Raw genomic sequence first — 19,413 nt, forward strand, 5'->3', positions numbered from 1 at the left:
ATTCAGGGTCTGGTGGGTAAACCAAAGTAAAACAAAAATAAAACAAACGCAGATATTTCAGTCAATGTTATTCCAATCTTCGATTCGCAAAGAGCTGGCCCGCAGTTTCGGGGCCACGCTGGTGGTGCTGGTCACCATCGTGATGACCATTGTGCTGATCCGTACGCTGGGCCAGGCCTCGCGCGGTTTCATCAATCCGCAGGACGTCATGCTCTTCATGGCCTACTCCGCGCTGGGCCGCCTGCCGACCATCCTCACGCTGTCGCTTTTCATCGCCATGGTCAGCACCCTGTCCCGCATGTACCGCGACAGCGAGATGGTGGTGTGGTTCACCAGCGGCCAGGGGCTGGCCGGCTTTCTGCGGCCGCTTTTCCGTTTTTCCTGGCCGGTGCTGCTGGTGATCACGCTGATGGCGCTGTTTGTCTGGCCCTGGACCAACCAGCAGACCAAGGACATGCAAAGCCGCTACGAGCAGCGCGGCGACATCGACCGCATCGCCCCCGGCCAGTTCCAGGAGTCCTCCAGCGGCAACCGGGTGTTCTTCATAGACCGCGAGCTGGCGGGCGCGCGGGCCAGCAACAATGTGTTCATCGCCGCCACGGAAAAAGGCAAAAGCTCCATCACCACCGCGCGTTCCGGCCGCATCGAGGTGCTGAACGACGCCCAGTTCCTGATGCTCGAAAACGGGCAGCGCCTGGAAAACGTGATCGGCCAGCCGGCGCTCAAGATCAGCGACTTCGAGGAGTACGGCACCAAGACCGGCGACTCCAATCCGCTCGCTGAAAACACGCCCGAAGCCAAGCTGCTGTCCACCCGCTCGCTCATCAAGGCGCCCACGCGCGGCAACCTCAGCGAACTGGCCTGGCGCATCGGGCTGGCGCTGGCGTCCATCAACTTCGTCGTGCTGGCCGTGGCCCTGGCCAGCGTGAACCCGCGCGGCGGGCGTAGCGGCAACATGATTTTTGTGCTGCTGACCTTCGTGGTCTACAACAACCTGGTCAACCTCGGGCAGAGCTGGATTTTTGTGGGCCTCATCAGCTTCAGCAACTTCCTGCTGGCCCTGCACGGCGGCGTGCTGCTGCTGGGCCTGGTCTGGCTCTCCAAGCGGCAGTTCAACTGGGTGCTCAGGCCCGCCCGGCGCATCAAGCGCCAGCCCATGGCCGTGCGCAACACCGAAAGCCAGCAAGCATGAAAACCATACGCCGCCTGATTTACGGGGAAGTGCTGGCCGCCATTGCCCTGGTGGCCCTGGGCTTCCTGGCCTTGTTCTTCTTTTTCGACCTGGTCGACGAACTGCAGTACCTCGGCAAAAGCAACGGCATCAACGCCGGCGAGATTTACCAGATCCGCCATGCGCTGCTGTATGTGGGCCTGCTGGTGCCCAACCACCTGTACGAGTTGCTGCCCATCTCGGTGCTGATAGGCACGATTTTTGTCATGGCGCGGCTGGCCCAAAGTTCGGAATACACCATTTTGCGGACCAGCGGCCTGGGCCCGTGGCGCGCGCTCAAGTTGCTGCTGGTGCTGGGCGCGCTGTTTGTGGTCTTCAGCTTCGTGGTGGGCGACTACGTGGCGCCGGCCAGTGATCGCGCCGCGCAACTGCTCAAGGCGCGCTACCAGAGCAAGATCACCATAGGCCAGACCGGCGCCTGGCTCAAGGAAAAACAGGCCTACAACACCTATGTGGTCAATGTGAAGGCCCTCACCCCCGACAACGAGATGCAGGGCGTGCAGGTGTTCGAGTTCAACAACAAGGGGCTGATCGTCTCCACCACCCAGGCGCCGCTGGCGACTTTTGCCGCCGGTGATGCCTGGCAGCTGCAGCAGGCCACGCGCGCGGAATTCGATGTCAGCGGCGCGCCCAGCGCCGCCAGGCCCCAGGAAAGCGCCAAAGTCAACCGCATGGTGCTGGAGAGCTTTCGCTGGCCCACCGAAATCAGCGCCGAAATGGTGTCGGTGGCGCTGCTCAAACCTGAGCGCATGGGCACCATAGACCTGTTCAACTACGTGCGCCACCTGGACGCCAACGGACAGACGGCCCAGCGCTATGAAATCGAGTTCTGGAAAAAGGTGTTTTACCCGCTCAGCTGCCTGGTGATGGTGATCCTGGCCCTGCCCTTCGCCTACCTGCATTTCCGCTCCGGCGGCATCGCGGGTTATGTGTTTGCCGGGGTCATGATAGGCATCAGCTTCTTCCTGCTCAACAACGTCTTCGGCTACATCGGCAACCTGCGCAACTGGATGCCCTGGCTGGCGGCCGCCACGCCCGGCATGCTTTACATGGCCGTCTCGCTGGGCGCTTTCGGCTGGCTGGTGCTGCGGCGCTAGGCAGCTACACAAACGACCATGGCGACCACGGCAGCACAGCCCCGCGGCATCATCCTGCTGGCCCACGGCTCGCGCGACCCGCTGTGGCGCGCGCCCATTGAAGCCGTGGCCGCGCAGGTGCGCGCCAGCGCGCCCGGCACCCCGGTGCTCTGCGCCTACCTGGAGCTGTGCCCACCCACCCTGCCTGAAGCCGCGGCCGAACTCGCCGCCGGCGGCGCGCGCGCCATCCGGGTGTTTCCGCTGTTCTTCGGCGTGGGCAAACATGCCCGCGAGGACTTGCCGCGGCTGGTCGGGCAAATCCAGGCCAGCCATCCCGGCGTCGCCGTGGAACTGCTGCCCACGGCTGGCGAGTATCCCGAACTCACGGCCCTGATGGCCGGCATTGCGCTGGGCTGAGGCCAGGGCGGCGCGGCGGCCGGCCGCTTCTTTAGCGCAATACGGGCATAATAAAGTGAATAATTAGCCTGAATTCGATATGAACCTTCACCAATTCCGCTTTGTCCAGGAGGCCATACGGCGCAACCTGAACCTCACCGAAACCGCCAAGGCCCTGCACACCTCGCAGCCCGGCGTTTCCAAGGCCATCATCGAACTTGAGGAAGAACTGGGCGTGGAAATCTTCGCGCGGCACGGCAAACGCCTCAAGCGCGTCACCGAGCCCGGCGAGCATGTGCTCAAAAGCATCGAACTCATCATGCGCGAGGTCGGCAACCTGCGCCGCATCGGCGAGCAGTTCTCGGCCCAGGACAGCGGCACCCTCTCCATCGCCACCACGCACACCCAGGCCCGCTATGTGCTGCCGCAGCCGGTGGCCAAGCTGCGTGAGGCATTCCCCAAGGTCAACGTCAGCCTGCACCAGGGCTCGCCCGACCAGGTGGCGCGCATGGTGCTCGACGAGGTCGCCGAAATCGGCATCGCCACCGAGTCGCTGACGCAGTACGACGACCTCGTCACCCTGCCTTGCTATGAATGGCAACACATGCTGGTGATCCCGGTGGACCACCCGCTGGCGAAAAAAGAAAACATTTCGCTGGAAGACCTGGCCGAGGAACCGCTGATCACCTACCACCCGTCCTTCACCGGCCGCACCAAGATAGACCTGGCTTTTGCCGCCAAGCGCCTGCAGCCGCGCATCGCGCTGGAGGCCATAGACTCCGACGTCATCAAGACCTATGTGCGCCTGGGCCTGGGCGTGGGCATCGTGGCCGAAATGGCCATCAAGGAAGACGGCACCAACAGCGACCTGATCGCCATCCCGGCCGGGCCGCTGTTCGGCATCAACGTGGCCCGCGTGGCCTTCAAGCGCAGCGCCTACCTGCGCAACTTTGTCTACAAATTCGCCGAATTGCTCAGCGACAAGCTGGACCGTGCGCTGATCACCAAGGCCATGGCCGGCCGTGTGAATGACTACGAGATTTGACCCACCCCTGAAGCGCCCCTGCAGCCATGACCACCACTCTCGAACGCACCCCCACGCTGACCACCAAACTGCCCGCCGTCGGCACCACCATCTTTACGGTGATGTCCACCTTGGCCGCCGAAAAAGGCGCGGTCAACCTGGGCCAGGGTTTCCCTGATTTTGAATGCGACCCGCAACTGGTCAATGCCGTCACCGACGCCATGACCCGGGGCCTGAACCAGTACCCGCCCATGACGGGCGTGCCGGTGCTGCGCGAGGCCATCTCGGCCAAGGTGGCCAGGCTCTACGGCCACCGCTACGACGCCAACAGCGAGATCACCATCACGGCGGGCGCGACGCAGGCCATCATCACCGTCATCCTGGCCGTGGTCCATCCCGGCGATGAAGTCATCGTGCTGGAGCCCTGCTACGACAGTTACGTGCCCAACATCGAACTGGCCGGCGGCAAGGTGGTTCGCGTGCCGCTCACGCCGGGCACCTTCCGCCCCGACTTCGGCAAAATCGCCGCGGCCCTCACGCCGCGCACGCGCGCCATCATCGTCAACTCGCCGCACAACCCCAGCGCCACGGTCTGGAGCGAGGCCGACATGCTCGCGCTGCAGGACTTGCTGGCGCCCACCGACGTGCTCCTGATCAGCGACGAGGTCTACGAGCACATGGTCTTCGACGCGGCCCAGGGCCGCCTCCACCAGAGCGCGGCGCGCTTTCCGGGCCTGGCCGCGCGCGCCTTTATCGTGAGCAGCTTCGGCAAGACCTACCACGTCACCGGCTGGAAAGTTGGCTACGTGGCCGCACCTGCCGCGCTGACGGCCGAATTCCGCAAGGTGCACCAGTTCAACGTCTTCACGGTCAACACGCCGGTGCAGCACGGCCTGGCCGCCTATATGGCCGACGAGCAGCCCTATTTGGGTCTGCCGGCCTTTTACCAGCGCAAGCGCGACCTGTTCCGGGACGGCCTGGCCAAAACCCGTTTCAAGCTGCTGCCCAGCGAAGGCAGCTACTTCCAGTGCGTGGACATTTCGGAGGTGAGCGACCTCGATGAAGCCGAATTCTGCAAATGGCTGACCACCGAAATCGGCGTCGCGGCCATTCCGCTGTCGGCTTTCTACGGCAACGGCTTCGACCAGCGTGTGGTGCGCTTTTGCTTCGCCAAGAAGGATGAGACCCTGAACACGGCGCTGCAGCGCCTGGCCAGGCTGTAGGCCAAGGCTGTCAGCGTTGACCGACGGTTGGACAGGCCCCCCTCCTGCTTGACCGTGCCTGGGCCCGGGCAAGAATCAAGGCACATAAAACAAGGAGTGCTTTCATGTCCCTCTCGCTCATCCTGCTGATTGTCCTGATCCTGATCCTGGTCGGCGCCCTGCCCACCTGGGGCCACAGCCGAAGCTGGGGCTACGGGCCCAGCGGCGGTATCGGCCTCGTGGTGCTGATCCTCGTGATCCTGCTGCTGATGGGCCGCATCTAGCCACACGGTCTCACCAGGAAAAATGGCCTTGCATTGCAAGGCCATTTTTTATGCGCGCTTCAAAACCCGGCATCAACTATTCAGTTGCTGCCACGCTTTTTAGCTACGGCATAACAAGCCTTCGGCAGTTGTTAGCCTTCGCTAAAAGGCTGGGCTCAACTATTCAGTTGAGCCCAGGCCTTTTCCAATCGTTTGACGCTCACCGGCTGCGGCGTGCGCAATTCCTGCGCAAAAAAGCTCACACGCAACTCCTCCAGCAACCATCGGAACTCCTGCATGCGCGCGTCGACCGCGCCCTTGCGTTCGGCCACCAGGCGCCAGTAGCGTTGTTCCTGCGGCCGCAGCTCAGCCAGGCGTGCGGCGTCGCGTGCCGGGTCGGCGCGCCATTTTTCCAGGCGCAAGGTGATGGCTTTGAGGTAGCGCGCGAAATGCTGCAGCTGTGCATAAGGCGTGACTGCCAGAAAGCGCTTGGGCACCAGGCGCTGCAGTTGCTGGGCGGCGTCGGCCGCGGCTTCGGCGGCGTTTTTGCTGTCCTTGATCTTGCGCTGGGCCACGGCGAATTCGGTGAGTATGCCCGCGGCCAGCCGGGCCACCTCGCTGGCGATCAGGGTCAGGCGGCCCCGGCCGTCTTCGATGCGCTTCTTGAATTCACCCTCGCTGGTGGGCAACGGATCGAGCAGGAAGGCGCGGTCCAGCGCGACTTCGATGATCTGCTCGCGCAGCTCTTCCAGCGTGCCGCCGCCGGAGTTGTCGGCCGCGCGGCCCACCAGCATGTAGGCCGTGGCCATCTTCTGCAGCTCGGGCAGGTTTTTTTCGAGGTATTTGAGCGCGTCCTTGATCTGCAGCGCAAACAGCCGGCGCAAACCGGCACGGTGTTTGGCAGCCGCCGCATCGGGTTCGTCAAACACCTCTATGGTGACCGCGTCGCCCAGGTCAATCAGCGCCGGGAAACCGATCAGCGTCTGGGAGCCCTTGCGGATTTCCATCAGCTCGGGCAGTTCGCCAAAACTCCAGCCCGTGTAACGCTCCGCGACCTTGACCGCCGGTTTTTCCGGCGCCGCCGGAGCGCCAGGCTTGCCGGCAGCGGGAGTCTTGCCTGGATTGGCGGCCGGCTCGGGCGCTTTCGCCAGATTCTTGAGCCCGGCCAGTGCCTGGAAAGCGCCGCGCGCCTGCGAGCCCAGCTCGCCCTTGAGCGCGCCCAGGTTGCGGCCCGCGCCCAGCTGGCGGCCGTGCTCGTCGACCACGCGAAAGTTCATGAACAGGTGCGGCGGCAGCATGTCCAGCTTCATGTCGTTGCGCTTGATGTCCAGCGAGGTCGCGTCGCGCACCAGCTTGAGCACCGCGTCGGTCAGCGAGCCGCTGCCGAAGACCTCGGGCTGCAGCAGCTGCTCGGTCATGCGGGCGGCGGTCTCGGGCAGCGGCACCAGGCGCGAGCGCGGGCGCTGGTGCAGAGTCTTGATCAGCGCCTGCACCTTGTCCTTGAGCATGCCGGGCACCAGCCACTCGCAGCGCTCCTCGTTGACCTGGTTGAGCGCGAACAGCGGTACCTCGACGGTCACGCCGTCGCGCGCGTCGCCGGGCTCGTGCAGGTAGGTCACCAAGCAGTCCACGCCGCCCATGCGCAGGGTCTTGGGAAAGGACTGGGTGGTAATACCGGCCGCCTCGTGGCGCATCAGCTCTTCGCGCGTCAGCAGCAAGAGCTGCGGCTGCTTTTTCGATTCTTCCTTGTACCAGTGCTCGCAGCCCGCGCCGCTGTGCACGTCGGCCGGCAGTTGCTGGTCGTAAAAGGCGTAAATCAGCTCTTCATCGACCAGCACGTCCTGCCGCCTGGCTTTGTGTTCCAGGTCCTGCACCTGCTGGATCAGCTTCTGGTTGGCCGCCAGGAAAGGCAGCTTGGTGTCCCAGTTGCCAGCCACCAGCGCTTCACGGATGAAGATCTCGCGCGCCGTGACCGGGTCGACCCGGCCGAAGTTGACGCGCCGGCCGTTGTAAACGACCAGGCCATACAGCGTGGCGCGCTCCAGCGCCGTGACCTGGGCGGCTTTTTTCTCCCAGTGCGGGTCCAGCAATTGTTTGCTGAGCAAATGGCCGGCCACCTGCTCTATCCAGGCCGGGTCTATGTTGGCGATGCCGCGGCCGAACAGGCGCGTGGTTTCCACCAGCTCGGCCGCCACAATCCAGCGGCCCGGCTTTTTGCTCAGGCGCGCGCCGGGATGGCGGTAGAACTTGATGCCGCGCGCGCCCAGGTACCAGTCTTCCTCGTCGCTCTTGCAGCCGATGTTTCCAAGCAGGCCGCAGAGCATGGACAAATGCAGCTGCTCGTAGCTCGCGGGCTTGTCGTTCAGAACCCACTTCTGCTCACCCACTACGGTATGCAGCTGCGAATGGATGTCGCGCCATTCACGCACGCGGCGCACGTTGACGTAGTTCTCGCGCAGCAGGTTTTCATACTGGCGGTTGGAGAGCTTGTGGTCCGTGCCGTGGCCGCCGCGCGCGTCGCCCAGCCATTTCCAGAGCTTGAGGTAGCCGCTGAATTCGCTTTTTTCGTCGTCGAACTTGGCGTGCTGCTGGTCGGCCTGGGCCTGCTTGTCCATGGGGCGGTCGCGCACATCCTGCACGCTGAGCGCGCTGGCGATCACCAGCACCTCGTCCAGCGCATGGCGGTCCCTGGCCTCCAAAATCATGCGGCCCACGCGCGGGTCCAGCGGCAGCTTGGCCAGTGTGCGGCCCACGGGCGTGAGTTCGTTGTCCTCGTCCACCGCGCCCAGCTCGGCCAGCAGCTGGTAGCCGTCGGCAATCGCGCGGCGCTGCGGCGGTTCGATGAAGGCAAACTCCTCGACATTGCCCAGGTGCAGCGCCTTCATGCGCAAGATCACCGAGGCCAGCGAGCTGCGCAGGATTTCCGGGTCGGTAAAGGGCTGGCGGCCCTGGAAATCCTTCTCGTCATACAGCCGTATGCAGATGCCGTCGGCCACGCGGCCGCAGCGGCCGGCGCGCTGGTTGGCCGCGGCCTGCGACACCGGCTCCACCATGAGCTGCTCGACCTTGTTGCGAAAGCTGTAGCGCTTGACACGGGCAGTGCCGGCATCGATCACATAACGGATGCCGGGCACGGTCAGCGAGGTTTCGGCCACATTGGTGGCCAGCACGATGCGCCGGCCGCTGTGGCCGTCGAAAATACGGTCCTGCTCGGCCTGGCTCAGGCGCGCGAACAGCGGCAGCACCTCGGCGTTGCGCGTCAGCGGCTGGTGCGCCAGGTGCTTGCGCAAATGGTCGGCCGCCTCGCGGATTTCGCGCTCGCCCGGCAAGAACACCAGGATGTCGCCCGCGCTGTGCGGGCTCAGCCAGAGTTCGTCGACGGCGTCGGCGATCGCGTCGTTGAGGTCGTGCTCGCGCGACTCTTCAAAGGGCCGGTAGCGCTGCTCGACGGGAAACATGCGCCCGGACACCATGATGACGGGCGCCGGCCCTTTGGCCGAGGCAAAGTAATCGGCAAAGCGCTGCGCATCAATCGTCGCCGAGGTGATGACCACCTTGAGGTCGGGCCGGCGCGGCAGCAGCTGGCGCAGATAGCCCAGCAGGAAGTCGATGTTCAGGCTGCGCTCGTGGGCCTCATCGATGATAAGGGTGTCGTAGGCCTTGAGCAGTGGGTCGGTCTGTGTCTCGGCCAGCAAAATGCCGTCGGTCATCAGCTTGACCGAGGCGTCGCGCGAGAGCCTGTCCTGGAAGCGCACCTTGTAGCCCACCACCTCGCCCAGCGGTGTTTTCAGCTCCTCGGCGATGCGCTTGGCCACGCTGGAGGCGGCGATACGGCGCGGCTGGGTGTGGCCTATGAGCCGGCCCTGCCCCGGGGGGTAGTTGAGCTTGCCGCGCCCCATGGCCAGCGCGATCTTGGGCAGTTGTGTGGTCTTGCCCGAGCCGGTTTCGCCGCAGACGATGACGACCTGGTGGGCCGCCATCGCGGCGGTGATTTCATCGCGCCTGCCGGAGACGGGCAGCGATTCGGGAAAAGTGATGGTCAGGGGAGTCAAAACTGGGGACAAAGGGAGAGGTCTGAAAGAAGGCCGGCGGGCCGGGACGGCCAAAGCCGCCAATTATCGGCGCTTCCGCAAAGCCCCCGCGCGCCGGGGGAGGCTGCACCGGCTCAGGCCGCCAGCACCGGCATGTCGACGATCTCCCCGCTGCCCTCGTCAAACCAGGCAATGCGGCTCGGATAGCCCAGCGCCGCGCGCGACATGCCGCGCCCCAGGCCCACCGCCGAGGAGGCGCGCGCATCGGTTTTGGACACCCGCAGCACGCCCAGGCCGACCTCCGCCGCCCAGGGCGTCTGCTGGCCGGGCGCCGTGCCGGCTTCCAGGCTGGTGTTGAGCGCCACGGTGCGCGTCAGGGCGGCCTGGACGCGGCGCGCCAGATGGATCAGGTCGCCGCTGTCGTGGCAGTTGCGCATCAGCAGCAAAAAGCCGTCCTCGCCCAGTCGCCCCATCTCCACATGGGCCGGCACGGTGCGCCGCAGCCGCCCGGCGCAGACAAACAGCGCATGGTTGACGGCCGCCAGGCCGTAGAGTTTTTCGAGCACGTAGAGGTTGGCGATGGAGACAACGATCACGCCCAGCGGCACGGGCTTGTCGCGGTAATCCCTGAAAGCCCCGTTCACCATATTGTTGGTTTCGCTGTTGGAGCGCATGCGGGTGACGGGGTCGTAGCTGGGGCCGTAGGCCATGGCCTGGTTCAGCTCGATGAGATAGGAATAGCGTATCCACAACACCGACGCCATGGTGGCCAGATAGGCCGTGCCCGCCAGCGCGGCGACGGCATGGGCCTGCCAGGGCACGTGGGCACGGTCCAGCGCCGCCCAGCTCAGGCCCACGATGGCCACCAGCATAAAAACCACGCCCGCCACCGCCACCCAGGCCAGGCGGTCGCCGCGCAGGGCACTGCGCAGGCTCAGGGCCAGCGCCACAAAGCCCATCAGCGCGGCCCCGGCCAGGCTCAGCATCAGGGACTGCTGCGGGCTCAGGGCCCAGCCCAGCGCGATGACCAATGCGGCGACGCCCGCCAGCAGCAGCAAGGCGCGCCGCTGGGACGAGGGGCTGCGCAAAATGCCCAGGATGGAGAACAGCAGGTAGGCCAGCAGAACCGACACCAGGCTGGCCACATGGGCCAGGAAGCGGTCCAGCGTGTCGGCGTCGCCTATGGGTAGGGCACCCAGAAAGGCGATCACAAAAAAGGTCGAGGCCAAGGCCGAGGCGGCGGCATTGACGGCAATACGCCGCAGGGACCGGATATAGGCAAACACCGAACCGGCCAGCATCAGGCCGGCCGACCCGAAGTAGCAGCCCCAGAACCCGATCGCATATTTATCCATAACCCCCTGACCATACCCGCCGGACCCGGTTTCGCCAAGCACCAAAAGGCGTAGGCCGCCCGGGGCTGCGCCTTCATGCGGCGCCCTGTCTCCCTTACACTCACTGGACTTTTTCCGTTTGCCGGGGACAGCGGTGCCAGGAGGCCCGGTTTCACCTCCGACCGCCCCGCCCCCGGCTGCTTACGCCCTGCCCTTTACGACCCGAAAGCGCGCCCATGTCCGCCGTCTTCAATTTCACCTTTGTGCCCTGGTTCCGCTCGGTCGCGCCCTACATCCACACGCACCGTGGCAAGACCTTTGTGGTGGGCCTGGCCGGCGAGGCCATCGCCGCCGGCAAGCTGCAGCACATCGCCCAGGACCTGGCGCTGATCCAGAGCATGGGCGTGAAAATCGTGCTGGTGCACGGCTTTCGCCCGCAGGTCAACGAACAGCTCAAGGCCAAGGGCCACACGGCCAAGTATTCACACGGCATGCGCATCACCGACGAAGTTGCCCTGGACAGCGCCCAGGAAGCCGCCGGCCAGCTGCGTTATGAAATCGAGGCGGCTTTCAGCCAGGGCTTGCCCAACACCCCCATGGCCGGCTCCACGGTGCGGGTGATTTCGGGCAACTTCATCACCGCGCGCCCGGTCGGCATCCTGGACGGCGTGGACTTCAAGCATTCCGGCCTGGTGCGCAAGGTGGACACCGCCGCCATAGGCCGGGTGCTGGACTTCGGCGCCATGGTGCTGCTGTCGCCTTTCGGCTTCTCGCCCACCGGCGAGGCCTTCAACCTGACCATGGAAGAGGTCGCCACCTCGGTGGCGATCGCCATGCAGGCCGACAAGCTGATCTTCCTGACCGAGATTCCGGGCATACGCATACACCACGACCAGCCCGAGAGCGAGGACAACCCCATAGACACCGAGCTGCCGCTGGCCGCCGCCGAAAAGCTGCTGGCCACCCTGCCCAACGGCGAGCGCCCCACCGATACCGGCTTTTACCTGCAGCACTGCGTCAAGGCCTGCAAGGCCGGCGTGGAGCGCAGCCACATCCTGCCCTTTGCGGTAGACGGCTCGCTGCTGCTGGAAATCTATGTGCACGACGGCATAGGCACCATGGTGGTCGATGAAAAGCTCGAAGAGCTGCGCGAAGCCACCGGGGACGACGTGGGCGGCATTCTGCAGCTGATAGAGCCTTTTGAAAACGACGGCACCCTGGTCAAGCGCAGCCGCACCGAGATCGAGCGCGACGCCGCCAACTACAGCATCATCGAGCACGACGGCGTGATCTTCGCCTGCGCGGCGCTCTATCCCTACCCCGAAGCCAAAACGGCTGAAATGGCGGCGCTCACCGTCTCGCCGCAAAGCCAGGGCCAGGGCGACGGCGAAAAAATCTTGAAACGCATAGAGCAGCGCGCCCGCGCCGCCGGCCTGCAAAGCATTTTTGTGCTGACCACCCGCACCATGCACTGGTTCATCAAGCGCGGTTTTGTGCAAGTGGATCCCGACTGGCTGCCCGAAGGCCGCAAACGCAAATACAACTGGGATCGCAAGAGCCAGGTGCTGGTCAAGAAGCTGTCCTGACCCGGCCGGGGTTTCCCTCGCAGGGGTTTTTCTTTAGCATCGGGTCAATCCCCACATCCAACAGGATCTCACATGCTCCAAATGCGCCCCAACTGCGAATGCTGCAACAAGGACTTGCCCAACGAGTCGGCCGAGGCACGCATCTGCACCTTTGAATGCACGTTTTGCGCCGACTGCGCCGACACCCGGCTCAAGGGCGTCTGCCCCAACTGCGGCGGCGGTTTCACCACGCGGCCCAGCCGCCCCGAGCGCCTTCTCGCGAAATACCCGCCCTCGACCGAGCGCGTCTACAAACCCCAGGGCTGCGGAGCCGCCGCATGAACACCACCACCTTGCTGCTGTTTTCCGTCGTCGCGCTGGTGGCCATCGCCACGCCCGGCCCCACCGTGCTGCTGGCGCTGGCCAACGGCTCGCGCTACGGCGTGCGCCGCTCCGTGCCTGGCATGCTAGGCGCGGTGGTTTCCGATTTTGTGCTGGTCGGCGCGGTAGCCCTGGGCCTGGGCGCGCTGCTGGCCGCCTCCGAGTTCTGGTTTTCGGTGCTCAAATGGGCCGGCGCGGCCTACCTGGCCTGGCTGGGCATTCGCCTGCTGCGTTCGCGCGGCGGCTTTGAGATTCCCGCCGAAGGCGCGGCCGGCACACAGCACGGCAGCCGCGCGATCTTCATGAAGTCCTTCCTGGTGGCGGTGACCAATCCCAAGGGCTACCTGTTCTGCTCGGCCCTGCTGCCGCAGTTCATAGACCCGGCCGCCGCCCAGGCGCCGCAGTACCTCGCGATTGCGCTGGTGTTCGCGGGCATCGATTTTTCCGTCATGTTCGCCTACGCCTTTGTGGGCGCGCGCGCGATACGCCTGCTCAAGGCCTCGGCCACGCGCTGGATGGACCGCGCCTGCGGCGGCGCGCTGCTGGCACTGGCCGGCTCGCTGGCCTTTTACCGGCGGGCGAACAGCTAGCCATTGCGGGCCGGGCGGCGCCTATGTGCGCTGCCGAACAGACCGCTCAAGGCCCGAGCCCGCATACTTTCGGAGTCTTTCCAAAGACTTCACCCCCTCCCCGGCCAGGATCCTGGACGCGCCGCCTCACGGCTGGCGCCTCGCGGCATCGTCGTTACTTTCACAGAAACATGGCCCATGTCACCCCTTACCAGCCTGAGCGCCCTTGAGGCGCTCGCCAAAGCCGACGGCATAGAGGTCCGGCGCCAGGAAGCGCTGCTCAAGACGGGCGCGCTGCAAACGGCCATCCTGACGAGCGAAAATTTCTCCATCATCGCGACCGACGAAAAAGGCATCATCCAGCTCTTTAACGTCGGCGCCGAGCGCATGCTGGGCTATATGGCGGCCGAGGTCGTCAACAAGATCAATCCCAGCGACATCCACGACCCGCAGGAAGTGATGGCCAGGGCGCAGGCGCTGAGCCTGGAGCTCGCCACCCCCATCACGCCGGGCTTTGAAGCCCTGGCCTTCAAGGCTTCGCGCGGCATCGAAGACATTTACGAGTTGACCTACATCTGCAAGGACGGCAGCCGCTTTCCGGCCATCGTGTCCATCACCGCCTTGCGCGACGACTTCGGCACCATCATCGGCTACCTGCTGATAGGCACCGACAATTCGGTGCGCAAGCAGGTCGAGATCGCGCTGAACGAGGCCATGGCGGTGGCCGAGAAGGCCAACCTCGCCAAATCGGACTTCCTCTCCAGCATGAGCCACGAGCTGCGCACGCCGCTCAGCGCCATCCTGGGTTTCGCGCAGCTGATAGAGTCCGGCACGCCGGTGCCCACGCCCTCGCAAAAGCGCAGCGTGGACCAGATCCTGCAGGCCGGCTGGTATTTGCTGGACCTGATCAACGAGATCCTGGACCTGGCGCTGATCGAGTCCGGCAAGCTGTCGCTGTCGCTGGAGCCGGTGTCGCTGGCCGAAGTCATGCACGAGTGCGAGACCATGATCGAGTCGCAGGCCGAAAAGCGCGGCATCCGTGTGAGCTTTCCGGCGTTCACCTCTCCCCTCTTCGTCAATGCGGACCGCACGCGGCTCAAGCAGGTGCTGATCAACCTGCTGACCAACGCCATCAAGTACAACACCGAACGCGGCAAGGTGACCCTCAGGTGCGTCGACATCCCGCCCGGGCGCATACGCATCTGCGTGGAAGACACCGGCGAAGGCCTGCTGCCCGAGAAGATAGAGCAGCTCTTCCAGCCCTTTAACCGCCTCGGGCAGGAAGCCAGCACCGAACAGGGCACGGGCATAGGCCTGGTCATGACCAAGCGGCTGGTCGAGCTGATGGGCGGTGTGATCGGCGTGGAAAGCACGGTCGGCAAGGGCAGCGTGTTCTGGATCGAAATGAACGTCACCACCGAGCAGAAATTTTCACCGGAGCTGCTCAATCTCGCGCTCGGGCTTGCCGCACCCGCGCCCGCGGACCCGCAAACCTGCACCGTGCTGTACGTCGAGGACAACCCGGCCAACCTGATGCTGGTGGAGGACCTGATCGCCAGGCGCCCGGACTTCCGGCTGCTGTCCGCGCGCGACGGCATCAGCGGCATCGCCATCGCCAAGGCCGCGTTGCCCGACTTCATCCTGATGGACATCAACCTTCCCGGCATCAGCGGCATCACGGCCATGAAGATCCTGTCGGAAGACCCTTTGACGAAACACATCCCGGTCGTGGCCCTCAGTGCCAATGCCATGCCCCGCGACATCGAAAAAGGCCTGCAGGCCGGCTTCTTTCGTTACCTCACCAAACCCATCAAGATCAACGAGTTCATGGAAACGTTGGACTTGATGCTCTCCCTGGCCAAAGCCAGGACCGACCGCCTTGCGGCCGGGGAAACCACGCCATGAACACTGAATTCGACATCCTCCATGCAAGCATCCTGGTGGTGGACGACCAGCTTGTGAACGTGCAGTTGCTCAGGCAACTGCTCGGCGAGACCGGTTACACCCGCGTCAGCGCCACCATGGATCCGCTGGAAGTTGCCGGGCTGCACGCCGAGCACCATTACGACCTGATCCTGCTGGACCTGAAAATGCCGGGCATGGACGGCTTCCAGGTCATGCAGGAACTCAAGAAGAACAGCCGCGACAACTACCTGCCCGTCATCGTGCTGACCGCGGAGCCGGGCCACAAGCTGCGCGCCCTGGAAACCGGCGCCAAGGACTTCATCAGCAAGCCCTTTGACCTGGTGGAAGTCAAGACGCGCATCCACAACATGCTGGAAGTGCGCCTGCTGTACAGAAAGCTGGAAAACTACAGCAAACTGCTGGAGCATGCCCTGCAGCAGGGCAGCGTGGAAACCGGCGAAGCACGGCAGCACTGAGCTGCCTCACGCCGGCGTCCTCTTGCAGGCCGCGGCATTCCCGCGGGAAAATCAGGCTGTTCCGGCAAGGCGGCCGGGCCCGCTTTGCCGGCTCTGAAAGCCTGCCAGGAGCCTGCGCATGACAGACCTCGCACTGCCCTACCGTGACCGCGTCCATGCCGGGCGCCTGTTGGCCGGCGCCCTGGCGGCTTACCGCGGCCGCCCCGGCCTGCTGGTGCTGGCCTTGCCGCGCGGCGGCGTGGCCGTGGGGCGTGAGGTGGCCCGGGCACTTGAGGCGCCGCTGGACGTCTTGGTGGTGCGCAAGCTCGGTTATCCAGGGCATGAGGAATACGCCATGGGCGCCATTGCCAGCGGCGGTGTGCGGGTGATGAGGGACCCGCCGCCGGGTGCGGCGCCGCAGGCGGTGGCCGCCGTGCTGGCCCGGGAAGAAGCCGAATTGCTGCGCCGGGAACAGCTCTACCGCCAGCAGCGCCCGGCGCCTGGCATCACGGGCCGCAGCGTCATCGTGGTGGACGACGGGCTGGCCACCGGCGCCACGATGCGCGCGGCCGTGCTGGCGATACGGCAGCAGCAGCCTGAGCAGCTGGTAGTGGCCGTGCCGGTCGGTTCCGCGCAGGGATGCCGGGAACTGGAAGACCAGGGCACGGAAGTCGTCTGCCCGGCCCGCCTGGAATATTTCGGCGCCGTCAGCCAGTGGTATGTGGACTTTCCCCAGGCCACCGACGAAGAGGTGCGCCAGTTGCTGGACGATGCGCAGCGGGAACACGCGCGGCAAGCCAGCCGGCCTCAATGAAAGTCGCGGCTGGAGGTGCCCAGCCGCCCCAGCAGCGGCGTCAGGTCTTCCAGCCGCCGCGCCACCAGGTTGCGCACCGCGCCATAGCCCTTGGCGGTGCCGCTTTCCTCGCTGCGCTGCCACACCCCGTAGACCGCCAGCAGGCGTGAATGCAGCAGCTCGGCGCGCTGGGCTTCGCGCAGCGACTTCCAGACGATCACATTGACCGGCCCGGTTTCGTCCTCCAGCGTAACAAAGATGGTGCCCTTGGCGGTTTGCGGCTGCTGGCGCACGGTGACGATGCCGCAGCCGGCTGCCTCTTCGCCGTCGGGCAAGGCATTGAGTTCGCTGGCGCTCAGCAGGCCTTTGCGCGCCAGCCGCTCGCGCAGCAGCGCGACCGGGTGGCGCCGCAGCGTGAGGCCTGTAGCCTGGTAGTCGAACAGAATGTTTTCGCCTTCGGGCGTATCGGGCAGCACCAGCGGCGTCTCATGCGTGGGCACGGACTTGAGCAGGCGCGGTGCCGGCTTGATGGCCGAGGCCTCCCACACCTGTTGGCGCCTGTGGCCCGACAGCGGCAGCAAGGCATCGGCGGCGGCCAGCGCGTTGACTTCCAGCGTGCCCAGCTGGGCGCGCGACACCAGGTCTTCGGTTGAACTGAAAGGCGCTTGCGCCCGCGCCGCCACCAGGCGCAGGGCCGCGTCCTCGCGCAGGCCGGCCACCAGGCGCAGGCCCAGGCGCACCGCCGGCTGCGTGCCGGCCGGCAGCACGCCCTGCGGCTCCAGCGTGCAGTCCCAGTGGCTGTGCATCACATCCACGGCGCGCACCTCCACGCCGTGGCGGATGGCGTCCTGCACCAGCTGCGAGGGCGTGTAAAAACCCATGGGCTGGGAATTGACCATGGCCGCCAGGAAACAGGCCGGCTCATGGCACTTGAACCAGCAGCTCACATAGACCAGCTTGGCGAAGCTGGCGGCATGGCTTTCGGGAAAGCCGTAGTCGCCGAAGCCGAGGATCTGGCTGAAGATGCGTTCGGCGAATTCAGTGCTGTAGCCGTTTTTGACCATGGCCTGGACCAGTCGGCCGTGGAAACGCTCCACCCCACCCTTGCGCTTCCAGGCCGCCATGGAGCGGCGCAGGTCGTCGGCCTCGCCGGGCGTGAAGTCGGCGGCGATCATCGCGATCTGCATCACCTGCTCCTGGAAAATCGGGATGCCCAGCGTGCGCTCCAGGGCCGGGTTGAGCGCCGGGTATTCGGGGGTGATGGTTTCACCGCGCCTCTGGGCTTCGCGGTTCTTCAGGTAGGGGTGCACCATGCCGCCCTGTATGGGCCCGGGCCGCACGATGGCGACCTCGACCACCAGGTCGTAGTAGCTGCGCGGCTGCAGCCGCGGCAGCATGGACATCTGGGCGCGGCTTTCAATCTGGAACACGCCCACCGTGTCGGCCGCGCAGATCATGTCGTAGGTCTTCTCGTCGGGCTTGACCTGGTGCATCTGCAGCTGGGTGCCCCGGGTCTGGTTCACCAGCGCCAGGCAGCGCCGTATGGCCGACAGCATGCCCAGCGCCAGCACGTCGACCTTGAGCAGGCCCATGGCCTCGAGGTCGTCCTTGTCCCACTGGATGATGCGGCGGTCTTCCATGGAGGCCGGCTGCACCGGCACCAGCCGCGTGAGCTTGCCCTGCGTCAGCACAAAGCCGCCCACGTGCTGGCTCAGGTGGCGCGGAAAACCGATCAGCTGCGCCGACAGGTCCAGCCACTGCAGCACCGGCTCTTCCCTGCCCGCCAGGCCGGCCTGGCGGATTTTTTCCCGCAGCACCTCGCTGCCGTCAAACCAGAAATGCTCCTTGGCGAACTGGTCTATCAGCTCAGGCTCCATGGCCAGCGCCTTGCCGACGTCGCGGATCGCGCTGCGCGGGCGGTAGCTGATGATGGTGGCGGCGATCGCGGCGCGGTCGTGGCCGTATTTGCCGTAGATGTACTGGATGACCTCCTCGCGCCGCTCGTGCTCGAAGTCCACGTCGATGTCGGGCGGCTCGCGGCGTTCGCGGCTGATGAAGCGCTCGAACAGCAGCTTGCTTTCCGCCGGGTTGACGGCCGTGACGCCCAGGCAGAAACACACCACCGAATTGGCCGCCGAGCCGCGCCCCTGGCACAGGATGCCTTCCTGCCTTGCAAAGCGTACGATGTCGTGCACGGTGATGAAGAACATCTCGTATTCCAGCTCTTCGATCAGCGCCAGCTCAAAACCCAGCTGCTTCCTGACCTTGCGCGGAATGCCCTGCGGATAGCGTGTATGGGCCCCTTGCCAGCTCAACCGCCTGAGCCAGCGCGCCGGCGTTTCGGCCGGCGGCACCATGTCGTCCCGGGGGTAGCGGTAGAGGTCGCGGATCTCGTCGAGGCTGAAGTTGCAGCGCGCCGCCACCACCAGCGTGGCGCGCAGCAGCGCGGCCGGGTAGATGCCGGCCAGCCGCATACGCGGGCGCAGATGCGCCTCGGCATTGGCCTGCAGCGCAAAGCCGCACTCATGCACCGGCCGGCCCAGCTTGATGGCCGTCATCACGTCGTGCAGCGGCTTGCGCGAGCGCTTGTGCATCAGCACATTGCCGGCCGCCACCAGGCCTATGCCGGTGTGCGCCGCCACCTCCTGCAGCTGCTGCAGGCGCAGCGCGTCGTCCAGCCCCTGCTGCAGCTCGACGGCCAGCCAGGCGGCCGCGCCGAACAGCCGCAGCGCCCAGGCGGCGTGCGCGCACAGCGCCTGCACAGGGAGGGCCTCTGGCAGGGGCGACAGCAGGATTTCACAATCGGCCAGCCGCGAAAAATCGGTCTCGGCCAGCGTGACGCGGTAGCTGCCCTTCTCGATCGCGTCGCCGGCCCGGCGCGCCTCGGTGATGAACTCGCAGAGGTTGCCCCAGCCCGCCGCGTTATGGGGCAGCACCACCAGCCTGAAGGCACCAGCGGCCTGCACCAGGAACTCGGCCCCCGGCAGCAGCTTGAGCCCGTGCGCCCGGGCCGCCTCATGCGCCTTCACGACACCGGCGACCGAACATTCGTCGGTGACGGCCAGCGCCTTGTAGCCCAGCTCGGCGGCCCGCTCGGCCAGCTCGTCGGCATGCGAGGCACCGCGCTGGAAGCTGAAGTTGCTCAGGGCATGCAGCTCGGCGTAATCGGGCAGCGCGTGGGCGGACAT

At 65.5% G+C, this 19,413-nt stretch carries 15 protein-coding genes; 12 read left to right on the forward strand and 3 right to left on the reverse strand.

The window, feature by feature from the left end; all coding sequences use genetic code 11:
* Positions 1–64: 64 nt before the first annotated feature.
* The 6 genes from lptF (at position 65) to BLQ85_RS02380 (ending at position 5,213) form a co-directional block, all read left to right on the forward strand.
* The gene (lptF, locus tag BLQ85_RS02355) at positions 65–1,192 is read left to right on the forward strand and encodes an LPS export ABC transporter permease LptF (protein ID WP_074574455.1); all 1,128 of its coding nucleotides are present in this window, start codon (positions 65–67) and stop codon (positions 1,190–1,192) included.
* Positions 1,189–2,328, forward strand: a complete 1,140-nt coding sequence (lptG, locus tag BLQ85_RS02360) for an LPS export ABC transporter permease LptG (protein ID WP_074574456.1) — start codon at positions 1,189–1,191, stop codon at positions 2,326–2,328. The genes lptF and lptG overlap by 4 nt, the downstream gene beginning before the upstream one ends.
* Before the next feature lie 18 nt (positions 2,329–2,346).
* Positions 2,347–2,724 carry a sirohydrochlorin chelatase gene (locus tag BLQ85_RS02365; protein WP_074574457.1) on the forward strand — a complete coding sequence of 126 codons (378 nt, stop codon included), beginning with the start codon at positions 2,347–2,349 and terminating at the stop codon, positions 2,722–2,724.
* Positions 2,725–2,803: 79 nt separating this feature from the next.
* A complete protein-coding gene (locus BLQ85_RS02370) occupies positions 2,804–3,748 on the forward strand; it encodes a CysB family HTH-type transcriptional regulator (protein ID WP_074574459.1) in 945 nt (314 codons plus the stop codon).
* Positions 3,749–3,774: 26 nt separating this feature from the next.
* The gene (locus BLQ85_RS02375) at positions 3,775–4,950 is read left to right on the forward strand and encodes a pyridoxal phosphate-dependent aminotransferase (protein ID WP_074574461.1); all 1,176 of its coding nucleotides are present in this window, start codon (positions 3,775–3,777) and stop codon (positions 4,948–4,950) included.
* A 104-nt stretch (positions 4,951–5,054) separates the two neighbouring features.
* On the forward strand, positions 5,055–5,213 hold the full coding sequence (locus tag BLQ85_RS02380; protein ID WP_007856361.1) for a DUF3309 family protein: 159 nt from the start codon (positions 5,055–5,057) through the stop codon (positions 5,211–5,213).
* A gap of 155 nt (positions 5,214–5,368) precedes the next feature.
* Here BLQ85_RS02380 and hrpA read toward each other — a convergent pair whose 3' ends face one another.
* Together hrpA and BLQ85_RS02390 are read right to left on the reverse strand one after the other, a co-directional pair.
* Positions 5,369–9,256, reverse strand: a complete 3,888-nt coding sequence (hrpA, locus tag BLQ85_RS02385; protein WP_074574462.1) for an ATP-dependent RNA helicase HrpA — start codon at positions 9,254–9,256, stop codon at positions 5,369–5,371.
* Between the two features lie 101 nt (positions 9,257–9,357).
* Entirely contained in the window at positions 9,358–10,578 is a 1,221-nt protein-coding gene (locus tag BLQ85_RS02390) for a GGDEF domain-containing protein (RefSeq protein ID WP_074574463.1), read from the reverse strand.
* 215 nt (positions 10,579–10,793) lie between these two features.
* Here BLQ85_RS02390 and argA point away from each other — a divergent pair, with 215 nt between their 5' ends.
* The 6 genes from argA to BLQ85_RS02420 all read left to right on the forward strand — a co-directional run bounded on the left by argA (position 10,794) and on the right by BLQ85_RS02420 (position 16,246).
* Positions 10,794–12,143 (forward strand): amino-acid N-acetyltransferase, encoded by a 1,350-nt coding sequence (gene argA / locus BLQ85_RS02395; protein ID WP_007865306.1) that lies wholly within the window; start codon positions 10,794–10,796, stop codon positions 12,141–12,143.
* A 72-nt stretch (positions 12,144–12,215) separates the two neighbouring features.
* Positions 12,216–12,464, forward strand: a complete 249-nt coding sequence (locus BLQ85_RS02400) for a DUF1272 domain-containing protein (protein ID WP_074574465.1) — start codon at positions 12,216–12,218, stop codon at positions 12,462–12,464.
* A complete protein-coding gene (locus tag BLQ85_RS02405) occupies positions 12,461–13,093 on the forward strand; it encodes a LysE family translocator (RefSeq protein ID WP_074574466.1) in 633 nt (210 codons plus the stop codon). Before BLQ85_RS02400 ends, BLQ85_RS02405 begins: the two co-directional genes overlap by 4 nt.
* 177 nt (positions 13,094–13,270) lie before the next feature.
* Positions 13,271–14,977: a PAS domain-containing hybrid sensor histidine kinase/response regulator gene (locus tag BLQ85_RS02410; RefSeq protein ID WP_083336701.1), complete on the forward strand. Its 1,707-nt coding sequence runs from the start codon at positions 13,271–13,273 to the stop codon at positions 14,975–14,977.
* Entirely contained in the window at positions 14,974–15,453 is a 480-nt protein-coding gene (locus BLQ85_RS02415; RefSeq protein WP_074574469.1) for a response regulator, read from the forward strand. The genes BLQ85_RS02410 and BLQ85_RS02415 overlap by 4 nt, the downstream gene beginning before the upstream one ends.
* A 118-nt stretch (positions 15,454–15,571) precedes the next feature.
* Positions 15,572–16,246 carry a phosphoribosyltransferase gene (locus BLQ85_RS02420; protein WP_074574470.1) on the forward strand — a complete coding sequence of 225 codons (675 nt, stop codon included), beginning with the start codon at positions 15,572–15,574 and terminating at the stop codon, positions 16,244–16,246.
* Here BLQ85_RS02420 and BLQ85_RS02425 read toward each other — a convergent pair.
* Positions 16,240–19,413, reverse strand: a complete 3,174-nt coding sequence (locus BLQ85_RS02425; protein ID WP_074574472.1) for an error-prone DNA polymerase — start codon at positions 19,411–19,413, stop codon at positions 16,240–16,242. The two genes, BLQ85_RS02420 and BLQ85_RS02425, sit on opposite strands and share 7 nt — an antisense overlap.

This window comes from Polaromonas sp. JS666 (assembly GCF_900103405.1).
In the GTDB taxonomy this organism is placed as follows: domain Bacteria; phylum Pseudomonadota; class Gammaproteobacteria; order Burkholderiales; family Burkholderiaceae_C; genus Polaromonas.